Annotated in this window: 10 protein-coding genes and 2 pseudogenes; all 12 read left to right on the top strand. The window is 61.2% G+C overall.

The features are described from left to right. Positions 1-369: 369 nt before the first annotated feature. Positions 370-522 carry a hypothetical protein gene (locus ABKS89_RS27575; protein ID WP_348588355.1) on the top strand — a complete coding sequence of 51 codons (153 nt, stop codon included), beginning with the start codon at positions 370-372 and terminating at the stop codon, positions 520-522. A gap of 205 nt (positions 523-727) precedes the next feature. Further along, complete coding sequence (locus ABKS89_RS27570; protein WP_348588354.1) at positions 728-1,507, top strand: lipopolysaccharide kinase InaA family protein; 780 nt, start codon at positions 728-730, stop codon at positions 1,505-1,507. Further along, positions 1,504-2,640: a hypothetical protein gene (locus ABKS89_RS27565; protein WP_348588353.1), complete on the top strand. Its 1,137-nt coding sequence runs from the start codon at positions 1,504-1,506 to the stop codon at positions 2,638-2,640. The genes ABKS89_RS27570 and ABKS89_RS27565 overlap by 4 nt, the downstream gene beginning before the upstream one ends. Further along, positions 2,637-3,611 carry a glycosyltransferase gene (locus tag ABKS89_RS27560; RefSeq protein WP_348588352.1) on the top strand — a complete coding sequence of 325 codons (975 nt, stop codon included), beginning with the start codon at positions 2,637-2,639 and terminating at the stop codon, positions 3,609-3,611. Before ABKS89_RS27565 ends, ABKS89_RS27560 begins: the two co-directional genes overlap by 4 nt. A gap of 68 nt (positions 3,612-3,679) precedes the next feature. After that, a pseudogene (locus tag ABKS89_RS27555) lies at positions 3,680-5,009 on the top strand (nucleotide sugar dehydrogenase). A 281-nt stretch (positions 5,010-5,290) separates the two neighbouring features. Then, positions 5,291-5,680 (top strand): annotated as a pseudogene (locus tag ABKS89_RS27550) (lipopolysaccharide kinase InaA family protein); the annotation flags it as partial. 5 nt (positions 5,681-5,685) lie between these two features. Then, the gene (locus tag ABKS89_RS27545; protein WP_138213989.1) at positions 5,686-7,443 is read left to right on the top strand and encodes a carbamoyltransferase family protein; all 1,758 of its coding nucleotides are present in this window, start codon (positions 5,686-5,688) and stop codon (positions 7,441-7,443) included. Next, on the top strand, positions 7,427-8,560 hold the full coding sequence (locus ABKS89_RS27540) for a glycosyltransferase (protein WP_348588351.1): 1,134 nt from the start codon (positions 7,427-7,429) through the stop codon (positions 8,558-8,560). Before ABKS89_RS27545 ends, ABKS89_RS27540 begins: the two co-directional genes overlap by 17 nt. A gap of 85 nt (positions 8,561-8,645) precedes the next feature. Continuing rightward, on the top strand, positions 8,646-9,542 hold the full coding sequence (locus ABKS89_RS27535) for a WaaZ-like lipopolysaccharide core biosynthesis protein (RefSeq protein ID WP_348588350.1): 897 nt from the start codon (positions 8,646-8,648) through the stop codon (positions 9,540-9,542). A 33-nt stretch (positions 9,543-9,575) separates the two neighbouring features. Further along, positions 9,576-9,785, top strand: a complete 210-nt coding sequence (locus ABKS89_RS27530; RefSeq protein WP_348588349.1) for an LbetaH domain-containing protein — start codon at positions 9,576-9,578, stop codon at positions 9,783-9,785. A gap of 181 nt (positions 9,786-9,966) precedes the next feature. Next, entirely contained in the window at positions 9,967-10,923 is a 957-nt protein-coding gene (locus ABKS89_RS27525; RefSeq protein WP_348588348.1) for a glycosyltransferase family protein, read from the top strand. Positions 10,924-10,958: 35 nt separating this feature from the next. After that, a complete protein-coding gene (locus tag ABKS89_RS27520; RefSeq protein ID WP_348588347.1) occupies positions 10,959-11,825 on the top strand; it encodes a glycosyltransferase family 2 protein in 867 nt (288 codons plus the stop codon). Positions 11,826-11,832 lie beyond the last annotated feature (7 nt).

Here is an 11,832-nt window from a genome sequence, read left to right as displayed (position 1 = left end):
TGTCCGGGGTCGCGAGTCGGTAGCCTGGCCCCGGGCTGCATGAAGTTCGACTCGCGGCGTGCCCCCGGCGGTTGTTCGATTGTCGGTTGTCCGAGTTCTCCTGGCGTTGCCGGCCGCATCAACGCGCAGATAACGATCCCCGATTGCTGCTGGCCCTTCTGCCCTTCTGCTCGTCGACGCTCGATAGCATTGGCCCGCAGATCTTCACTATCGCCCCCTGGGGCCCCGCACGACCTGCACCTTCGAGGTCAACGAAAAGCACAGACCCCGCGTAATGGAAGTTGTCCACGAGGACGTCGTCCCTGCGCACAGGTGATCAAGTGCGAGTCCAACCGGCGCTACTACTCATGTTGACTCACCGGTAACGGAATGGCGTTCAGCGCCTTGCTGAGCCGCCGTGGCGAACCGATGATCTGCTCGCCCACCGGTGCCCGGAACCTGTTTTACGGCTCGACGCTGCAAGGCCTGATAATGCAGGACGCCCGGCTGATCAGGGCGGCTGTCGCCGGCGTTGAAAGTTGAACCACGGCAGGCGGCGGTGCGGCAGCGTGGAGCCGGATTGATGTCATGGTGCCCAGCTCTTGCTGGCGACGAGCTGTGAAGGCGTGCGCTATTGGTTGCAGGGGCCTGATCCTATTGGTGCCATGGGCATCCATATTCTGGAAGTTACAGGGCTGCAAGTTATCGATGACCCGCTTGCGCGTGCATCGTTCTTCAGAGGTTTTGCATGTCGATTGTCAGGGTATTTGAGGCCAACGACTTATCACCTGATGAGTCGTTGGAAATTCTCGCATTTACAAGAAATTCCGCTGGATTGCGTCGCCTCAGCCTCCACGAGGAAGCAACACAAACCTGGCTTTCCAACAGCGGCCGACTGGTCTTCAAGGTATTCGATATTCCGCGCCTGAAGCAGCGCTGGCGGGCGCGCTGGGGAATCGATTGCCCGGAGTACGGGAAACGATACGGCCAAGCGGAATTTACCAATGCCCTGCGATTTGCCCACTTGGGTATCAGCGCCCCAGCGTTGTGTGCCTACATCGAAATGCGCGGTCTGTTGACGTGTTCGCGGCAGGTCGTCGTCTATCGCTGCCTTTCCGGTATGCGGACCCTTCAGGAGCACCTGGAGGCTGGCGCCGAGCCGTTCGCGTTGCTGGAGAACATCGATACCGTCCTGCTCGAAATGACAGAGAAGGGCGTATTCCATCTGGACCTCAACTCTCGAAATGTCATGCTCGACCGGCAGGGGCAGGTGAGTGTCATCGACTTCGAATACGTCACCTGGGTCGCTCCCGGTCTGGCCTCGCTTTACGGCTACTACTGGGGCTATCTGTTCCAGAAATGGGCCGGCAAGCACATCGGCGAAAGCGAATATGAGAGTTGGGTCACTGAACGTCTAGAACGGCAGGCAGATCGCGCCAGCTGTTCGCCGCGGGAAATATCCCGATGGTACATGACCGGCAAGACCAAGGAGTTCTCCCGGTCAAAACGTTATCGGATGTTTGTATGACATTGTTGTTGCGGTTGCTGGTGAGTTGGCGCCTTTTTCGTTGGCGCAAGAAACTGAAGACGGACCGGGGGTTCAGCCTGCGGGTTCGTCACCCGAAGAAATTCCTGCGCCGGCTGGAGCAGCAAAACACTGCTTACGTGACGCTTCGCTGGTACGCGGAGTTGCCAGGAGTCCTTGACGGCGAAATCAAGGATGATGTCGATATCCTCGTCGAGCATGGCTCACTGGCGAAGTTGGCTGCGGCGTTGCCGTGGCCGAACTTCGGCAGCAAGTTGAGCAAAGTGAAGTTCGACGTCTACAGCGATTCAGGTCGCAGTGGCCTGTCCTACCGCCACATGCCTTACTACCCGCCCTATCGGGCCCGGGAGTTACTGGATTCGCGAGTGAAGGACTCCCGTGGCTGGTACCGGATCGCGCCGAGGCATTATCTGCAGGCGCTGGCCTATCACCTGACCTATCACAAGCGCCTCTCCTCCGGGATGCCCCTGGAGCAAGGTCAGGCTCCAAGTACCTCGGTGCGCGCAAAGAAGGATTACCTGGCGCTCTTTCGAGCCGAAGCCCTTCGTGAGGCGGGTGCGGCACCCGGTTGGGCGTCGCTGCTGGAGGCGCACCAATGGCTGCATGCCCAAGGTTGGGCTATGCCCTTCGACCTGATTCGCCGCTGGCCCGATCAGGATATCTGGCTCGAGCGGTTGTACCAGTATGAGTGTGAGTGCCTCGAAGCGCTGTCGGCAGCTCGCCAAGTTCCGCAAGACATGGTGATTCTGGTCACTCGGGAAGAAGCACGAATGGCCGCGTGCGAGCCGGAGGTGCTGGGGTTCCTGTCCTCGGTCGGGACATTGCGGGAAAGTCGGGAACTCTCTCCCGAGGCCTGTGATCGTCTGCTCTGGTGGGCGCGCGGCGGGAATTGGTTGGCGACCAAGGAGTACCGCCTGAGCAAGCCTCAACTGTCCATCCAGTGCCTGCTTCCCGATGGTGCTGCCGAACACAAGGAGAGCCTGCGTAAGCGGTTGTCCGGCCGGTATGGCAAGCAGAACTGGCTGCATGGAACGGATGACCTGCATGAAGCCATCTTCTATCTGGCGCTCATTGACGGCACATATTTGAACGCTGCGCAGGGCGTGGGGAAATGAGGTTGCTCGTTGTTACCAGGGCGCAGCGGGCTCGCTCACTGGATACGCTTTACAACGGCCTTGCCAGCGGTTTCGAACAGATTGATATCCACAAGCTGGACAAGGATGAGGTGCACGACATCCGTCCTTATTTGCGCCGAACCGATTTTTCCGCCTGGGATCGGGTGCTCTTCGATATTCCGTTGCGTCGAGTGGGGCGTGCGGCGGCGGATCTGGCGTCGATCAGAGGGCTGGTCTTCTACGAAGAGGACGCCTGCCAGGAGTTCGTGGCGCAGAGCAAGTATCGGAACAGGTTCGCGCGGGACTTCGCCGCACTGCCCAACGCACGCCTGATCGTCACCAGTTATTACATTCGCGACTATATGTGCAGTAAAGGCATCGAGGCGTATTGCATTCCCAAGGCATACGACGACGCTGCGCTTTCCGATCTGGCGCGCGTGCGCGATATCGATCTGGCCTTTATCGGACGAGTGAAGAGCAAGGTCTACAACGAGCGACGCAATCTGCTGTTGTCGCTTCAGGATCAGTTCGGCCTGCAAATGCTCAGAACAGAAACAGTCGATGCCTATCACGACCTGCTCAATCGAATACGGATCTTCGTCAGCGCCGATATTGGGTTCAATGAATACATGGCCAAGAACTTCGAGGCGATGGCTTGCGGCTGCCTGTTGCTGGCTAAGCGCCATTCTAGTGAAGCCGAACGCCTTGGCTTTATCGATATGTACAACGTCGTGCATTACGACACGCTCGAGGAGGCTCGGGATCGGGTTCAGATGCTGCTTGCCAACCCTGAATTGATCAGCCGAATTGCCGAACGCGGCAAAGAACTGGTCAATGAGTGCCACAGGCTTTCCAGTCGGGTAGCGGAGTTCACTGCGGTTTTGCAAATGTCTCCACTTTCGGTGCCAGCTCCCAGAGCGGGACGGCTGGGGTGGATTCTGCGGAGCTTGGTTCGCGCCGCCGGTCGTTAAGTGGCAGTCATCAGACAGAAAGCGATCAAGGGCGATTGCCCTTGCAGTGATTGGAATGGGGAAAATTCATGGCCGATTGGAAGGCGCAGTCGATCAGCCTCCTGGTGAGTAAACAGGCTTTGATCGGAATAGTGGGGTTGGGGTACGTCGGCCTGCCGTTGATGTTGCGTTACATTGCTGCCGGCTATCGTGTGCTGGGCATTGATATCGACGGCAACAAGGTCGAACACCTGAATGCCGGAGAGAGTTATATCGAGCATATCCCCGCGCTCCGTGTTGCGCGTGCGCGCGCCGCGGGCTTTGAAGCCACGACCGATTTCTCGCGGGCCGGGGAATGCGATGCACTGATCATCTGCGTACCGACCCCGCTGAACCGACATCGTGAGCCGGACATCAGTTATGTGATCAACACCACCGAGGCCCTGGCGCCTTACCTGCGGGCAGGTCAGGTGGTGTCGCTGGAAAGCACGACCTATCCCGGCACCACCGAGGAGGAGTTGCTTCCCAGAATCGAGGCGCAGGGGCTGGGCGTCGGGCAAGACGTGTTCCTGGTCTATTCGCCGGAGCGCGAGGATCCGGGCAATCCGCACTTCGAAACCCGCACCATTCCCAAAGTGGTCGGCGGGCATACGTTAGCTTGCCTGGAGGTGGGGGTGGCGCTGTACGGCTCGGCCATCGACCAGGTTGTCCCGGTCAGTTCGACCAAGGCTGCCGAGTTGACCAAGCTGCTGGAGAACATCCATCGTGCGGTGAACATAGGCCTGGTCAACGAGATGAAGGTCGTTGCCGACCGGATGGGAATCGATATCTTCGAGGTGGTAGATGCCGCTGCCACCAAACCCTTTGGCTTCACCCCGTACTACCCGGGGCCCGGGCTGGGGGGGCACTGCATTCCCATCGATCCATTCTATCTGACCTGGAAGGCCCGGGAGTACGGCATCCATACCCGGTTCATCGAGCTATCCGGCGAGATCAACCGGGCCATGCCCGAGTATGTGGTTGGCAAGTTGGTGGACGCCCTCAATGGGGCCGGCAAGGCTCTGAGCAGGAGCCAGGAGCCAGGTGCTGGTGCTGGGGGTGGCCTACAAGAAGAACATCGATGATTTACGCGAGTCGCCCTCGTCGGCGATCATGGCGCTTATTCGGGCTCGTGGTGGTGAGGTCGCTTACAGTGATCCGCACGTTCCTGCCTTTGTTTCGGACGAGGAACACGGTGGTTCCGGCTTCGAACTGAACAGCCTGCCATTGTCCGCCCAGATGCTGAAAAGCTTCGATGCAATCCTGCTGGCGACTGATCACGATGATTTTGACTACGAGATGATCAAGCAGCATTCGAATTTGATCATCGACAGCCGCGGACGCTTCCGGGAGACGCTGCCCAATGTCATCAGGGCCTGATGTTGCAGTGCCTTTGTCCTGGCGCTCTCGCAGTCGGGCATCGCCTCCCAAGTCTCCTGCTGAGTCAGCAACGTCCTGCAACAGGAAGTCGACGTCGGACGGTCATTTCTCCCCGCGCCGACGAAGCCCATTCGCCCCCGACATCTACTCGGCGCTTCGTCTGAGGCGGATTCGCCGTGATGGAAATTGGTTCGTGGGGCATTTGCTTTTGTCTGGGCTATGATTCGGCGCTTTGACGCATCCTTATAAGGTATCGAATAGCAACTGGTTGTGGCCGCACGGCCTTCCTGATTACCGATTACCTGGCGGGTCAGGATATAATCGCCCGTTTCAAACCCTATCTGGACCATCCGGAGGGGGGCGGCCTGCCGCCGGAATCGGATCTTGTGGCCCTGGACAGACTATTCGCGGCGCTGGTGCGCGAGCGCATCAGCCACGGCGACCTGAAAGGGCACAACCTGTTCTGGCAGGAGCAGGGCGAAGGCGGGCAGTGGTCGTTGATCGACCTCGATGCCATGCAGCGCCACTCGCGAGAAGCGAGCTTCGCCCGCGCCTATGCCCGTGACCGTGCGCGCTTCCTGCGCAACTGGCCAGAGGGCAGCGCACTGCACCGGCTGCTCGACGAACGTTTACCGCGGGTGCCTGGCACCCGCCCAGATGAAAGAGGCTAGACCCTGTGGCATTGACCATCCTCGGCCTGTCCGGCGCCGTAAGCCATGACCCTTCCGCCGCCCTGTACATCGACGGCAAGCTGGTCGCGGCCGTCGAAGAAGAGCGCTTCGTCCGCGACAAGCACGCGAAGAACCGCATGCCCTACGAGTCGGCCAAGTTCTGCCTGGAGCAGGCCGGGATCAAGCCGTCGGACGTTGACGTGGTGGCCATTCCCTTCGCCCCCATCAGCATCTTCGACAAGGCCCGCTGGCACTACGCCAAGCGCTACGCCTACGCGCCGGACCGCGCGCTGGACGCCATCCTGCTCGGCAATCGTCGCTACAAACGCTACTACAAGCGCATCGAATGGTGCCTGCAGCAGCTGGGCTTCGACCTGAAGAAGACCAAGATCCAGCCGGTCGAGCACCACCTGGCCCACGCCTCCAGCGCCTACCACTGCTCGGGCTTCAAGGAGAAGACGGCGATCCTCGGGATCGACGGCAAGGGCGAGTACGCCACCACCTTCTTCGGCTACGGCGAGAACGGCAAGATCCACAAGATCAAGGAGTTCTACGATCCGGACTCCCTGGGCGGCCTGTACGGCGCGCTGACCGAATACCTCGGCTTCGACATGCTCGACGGCGAGTTCAAGGTCATGGGCATGGCGCCCTACGGCGATGCCAGCAAGTACGATTTCTCCCGCCTGGCGAAGTTCGAGAATGGCGAGCTGATCATCAACACCGAGTACGCCAACGTCATCGGCTTCCGTCGCTACAAGGAAAAGGGCAAGGGTTACTACTTCTCGCCCAAGCTGATCGAGTGGCTCGGTCCGAAGCGTGAAGGCGACATCGCCGACGATCCCTACATCCACTACGCCGCCAGCATCCAGGCTCTGTTCGAGAAGCTGTCGCTGGAGATGATGGATTACTACCTGGGCGACATTATCCGCGAGACCGGCAAGATCGCCTTTGCCGGCGGCTGCGCGCTGAACGTCAAGCTCAACCAGAAGATCATCGCCCGTCCCGAGGTCAAGGAGCTGTACGTGCAGCCTGCGGCCAGCGACGCCGGCACCGCCGTTGGCGCTGCGGCGTACGTGTCCTGGGAGCGTGGCGTGCCGGTCGAGAAGATGGAGCACGTCTACCTCGGCCCGGAATACAGCAACGAAGACGTCATCGCCGCCTGCGCCCGCCACGAGGCCAAGCCGACCTGGCGCAAGATCGACAACCTGTCCGAACTCATCGCCAAGGTGCTGGTGGACGGCAACCCGGTGGCCTGGTTCCAGGGGCGCCTGGAATTCGGCCCGCGCGCCCTCGGCGGCCGCTCGATCATCGGCTGCCCGAGCGTTCCCGGCGTGGCTGACCGCATCAACGCGCAGATCAAGTTCCGCGAGCGCTGGAGACCCTTCTGCCCGTCGATGCTCGATACCGTCGGCCCGCAGATGTTCAAGATCGACCACCCGGCGCCGTTCATGACCTTCACCTTCGAAGTCAACGAAGAGTGGAAGACCCGCGTGCCGGAAGTCGTCCATGAGGACGGCACCTCCCGCGCCCAGGTACTCAAGCGCGAGTTCAACCCGCGCTACTACGACATGATGAAGGAGCTGGAGCGGCTCACCGGCAACGGAGTGGCGCTCAACACCTCGCTGAACCGCCGTGGCGAGCCGATGGTCTGCTCGCCCACCGATGCCCTGAACATGTTCTACGGCTCGGACCTTCAGTACCTGATCATGCAGGACATCCTGGTGGTCAAGGATGGCGCGGAGCCCTATGACTCGCTCGGCTGAACCGCGCGTCCTGCAGTTCTGCCACGGCTATGACGGGCCGTTCCTCGACTGTGCCCGTCAGTACGCCAGCCTGTTCGCCGGCACCGGTTACCGGGTTACCACGGTGTTCCTCACCGGTGCGCCCGATCCGGAAGTCGTGGCCGGTTGCGCCAGCGACGAGGTGCTCTTCCTCGACTACAGCTCGCGGGACATCCGCGGGCTGAAGCTCCGGGCAATCCGCGACCTGCGCGAGATCGCCCGTTCCCGCGATTTCCGCTTCTGCATCGCACACCGCTTCAAGCCGACCTGGATTGCCATGCTCGGCACTAGGTTGCCGATCATCGGTGTGCACCATGGCTTCGGTGACTTCCAGCGCCTGGGGCGCAAGCTGTTCGCGCGCTTCTTCGCCGCACGCCTGAGCCTGCTGGGCGTTTCCAACGCGGTGCGCGACGAAATCCGTGCCTGCCTGCCGGCCTGGCCGCAGGACCGCATCGAGACGCTGTACAACCGGGTCGATGTCGACGCCCTCAAGGACCAGCAGGTCGAGCGCTATCCGGCACGCCAGCACCTGGGGCTGGCGGACAACGCCTGGGTGGTTGGCAACGTCGGCCGCCTGCATCCGGACAAGGACCAGGCCACCCTGCTGCGCGGCTTCGCCCGCGCGCTGCCGCGCCTGCCGCACAACAGTCTGCTGGCGATCCTCGGCAAGGGGAGACTGGAAGAGGACCTCAAGGACCTCGCTCGCGAGCTGGGCATCGCCGACCGCGTGCTGTTCCTTGGTCAGGTTCCGGACGCCAAGCGCTACTTCAAGGCCTTCGACGTATTCGCCCTGACCTCCGACCACGAGCCCTTCGGCATGGTCCTGCTGGAAGCCATGGTCGCCGGAGTGCCGCTGATCTCGACCTCAGGCGGCGGCGCCGGGGAAATCGTCGAAGGGCTGGGCATCCTCTTCCCGCTGGGCGACGATGCCGCACTGGCCGAAGGTCTGCGCCATCTGTCGGTGCTGGACCGCGAGCAGCGGGTGATGTGCGTTGAGCAGATGGAGCAGCGTCTGCAGACGCGCTTCTGTGATGAGGCGGTGCGCCGGGAATTCTGGAGTCTGCCGCTGGTGAAGGCGTTACTCGCCCCATCCCGCTGACGGTCCTGCGGTTCTCCCTTCATTTTTACTGGCCTGGACGCTGGGTGCGCCCTTTGGCGAATCATTGACGAGCGCGCGATTGCAAATGCTGGAACTCAAACTGGAAGGTGGTCGACGCTGGCTGGGCGATGGGAATGTGCAGATTCCCATCATCGAGTTCGGGGAGTGCCGCGGGCGCTATCAGGGGAGTGTGTTCCTGCTCGCTTCCGGGCCTTCCGCCGGGGAGTTCCCGCTGGCGCGCTATGCGGACTGGCCGGTTATCGCGATGAATGGCTCCATTGTTCGCTGCGCCGACCAGAAGATCACGCCGTTCTTCTATATCTGCGATGACCCCGGGTTCGTGCGCGATCGCCCTGACCTTGCCGGCCTCGGCGCGCGCAGCGCCACGCATCTGGCGATGAGCCTGAACTGCTTCCAGGCGCTGCATCGTCATGACCCGACCTTGTTGCCGCAGAGGACGAATGTCTTTCTGCTGGAGAGGGTCAACCGTCGGCACGGCATGGCCGTGCTTTCCGACCGTTCCTATGCCTGGTCGATTCGCCATGATCCCGATCTCATCTGCGGGTTTTCGCTGCTGCGCAGGAAGGCCAATCGCATCGGCTTCAGTCGCGACATGAGCAAAGGTTACTTCGGCGGCCGCACCATCCCCTATGCCGCAACGCAACTGGCCTGCCACCTCGGCTTCGATCAGGCATTCATCGTCGGGATGGACCTGAACAAGAGCATCGGGCGTTTCTACGAAACCGGCGCGGCGGCCCTGCCCAGCAGCCTCGACGAGGATTTCGAGGATTACATCCTGCCCAGCTTCCGGATCGTCGCCGAGAAGGTCACGCCCCGGTATCCGCTGCGGCTTTTCAATCTGTCGCAAGGCAGCCGTTTACCGGCCAGCGTTGTGCCTAAAGTCGAACCCACCCAGCTGGATGCATTGCTCGAAGCAGAAATGGCAGCCACGGATGGGAAACGCCTGCGAGCGAGGTCGTGATGGATCTGCAGCAACATTCGGCAGAGCTTGACGGTGGGCATCAAGACACTGGGGCTATCGCGATACTCACTGGTGATCGGTGACGATGTGAGCCTCGGCGCGCACAGCTGCATCATCGCCGATGAACTCGAGATTGGCAGTGGTGTCACCATTGGGGCGATGTCGTTCGTCAACAAGGACCTCCCCGCGGGTTGCACCTATTACAACGTCCGTCAAGGCCAAATCCTGCCTGCTGCATCCTGAGACGGCCATCACCTTGACCGGGTTGTTCAGCGTCCCCTAATCTTCGCGGCGCATTGTCCTTGTCGCCGATTTACTTGCGGAGGATGACGGGCAGAGCGCATGGAAGCTGGGCGATTGCTGTAACCGGCCCGGGATGCACGTTAATTCGATTGCCCGCACTCTGGGATGCAAAAGGTGAGTCTTGAAAGTTCTGTTCCTGGTCCAGAAAGAACAACGCGCCATCCTCGATCGCCTGTATGACGGTATCGCCGAACATTGCGACTGCGACCTGCGCTGGCTGAGCAGCGATGAGCAGGCCAACCTGCGCCGTTACTTCCGTGAGCACGTGGATGCTTCGAAGTACGACCGCATCCTGTTCTTCCTGCGCTTCAAGAAGGAGATGCGCCAGGCATCCTTCATCCGCAGCGTGCCCAACCTGGTCATCCTTGAGCACGATGCCTACCAGAACTACATCCCCTGCAAGTACACCGGGAAGTTCAGTGCGCACTACCGCCGGCTGCCCTGGGTGCGGGTGATCAGTTCGGGCTTCATGGTCAGCGAACGCCTGCGCCAGGAAGGTTTCGACGCAGTCTTCGTGCCCAAGGGTTACGACCAGGACCTGTTGCATGACCTGGGGCGCGAGCGGGATATCGAACTGGCCTTCGTCGGCAGCACCGGCAGCGTGGCCTACAGCGGCCGCAAGGCGCTGCTGGACGAGCTGGGGCAGGTGGAGAATCTGCTGGTGACCAAGACCAACTCGGGCGAGGATTACCTGAACACGCTCAACCGCATCCGCTTCTTCGTCAGCGCGGATGTCGGCATGGGCGAGTACATGATCAAGAATTTCGAGGCCATGGCCTGCGGCTGCGTGCTGCTGGCCTATGACCAGGGTGAGGCGGAGAGCCGCGCGCTGGGCCTGCAGGACATGCACAACGTGGTGCTGTACCGCCATGTCGCCCAGCTGCGCAGCAAGTTGCAGTTGCTCCGCGATGACCCGCAGCTCGCGAGCCGAATTGCCGAAGCCGGACGGATGCTGGCAGTGGAGGGTTTCGGGTTCAGCCAGATCGGGGCACGGATTGTCCAGGCCATGGCTGTCCCGCTGCGAGCAAGGCCGCAGCCCGGTATGCTGGAGCGCTGGCGGCTGGCTTTGGGGTTCTGACCTGTGGCCAATACCTGTCGGTTATTGAGGTGTCTGTGGAATACCCGCTGATTTCCGTGCTGGTGCCTTGCTATAACCGCGAGCGTTATATCGAAGAGACACTGCTGAGCATTCTTGGGCAGGACTATCCCAACTTCGAGCTGATCGTGGTGGATGACGGATCCAGCGACCGCAGTGCCGAGATGATCCAGGCGCTGCAGCGGAAACATGGCTTCCAGTTCTACCGCCAGACCAATCAGGGTGTCAGTGCCGCGCTCAACACGGCGCTGGGCCATGCTCGGGGCGAGCTGGTGGCAACACCGGACTCCGACGACATCATGATGTCGGGGCGCCTGAGCCTGCAGGCGAACTACCTGCGAGAGCACCCCGAGGTCGGTTGCCTTGGCGGGCGCGCCGTGTACATCGATGCTGACGGCAAGTTCCTGAAGGGCGGCCCGGGCAATGCCGTGCGCCAGTACAGCTTCGACGAATTGCTGGGACAGGCGATCGCCATCGGCGCGACCGTTGCCATGTACCGGCGCGAGGCCATGGACAGGGTCGGCGGCTACGATCCGCAGATCCGTATCCAGGACTTCCAGATGACCCTGAAGATCGCCCACCTGGGCTACCGGGTCGAAGTCCTGCCGGAAGTAGTCAGCGGCTACCGCCGTCACGAAGGCAACCTGTCGCGGACGGCATTCAAGAACCAGTTGCATTATGACCGGATGGCGGTCGCTCCCTATCGTGACCACCCGGCGTATGGCCCTGGCATGACCTGTATCCTCAACAAGGCGCTCAAGCAGTCCGTGGTCGCTGACAAAGGCTACGCCTGGTCGCTGCTGCTACAGCTTCCGCCGTGGCGCTGGAATCGCATCACCCTGCGGCGGATTCGCCATTTGCTGTTCAAGTTCGGGCGGGAATAAGACGTTT

Origin of the sequence: Pseudomonas sp. LABIM340 (genome assembly GCF_040017195.2) — a bacterium.
Taxonomy (GTDB): Bacteria; Pseudomonadota; Gammaproteobacteria; order Pseudomonadales; family Pseudomonadaceae; genus Pseudomonas.
The sequence above is the reverse complement of the archived record's forward strand: the minus strand, read 5'-3'. Positions and strand labels throughout refer to the sequence as shown.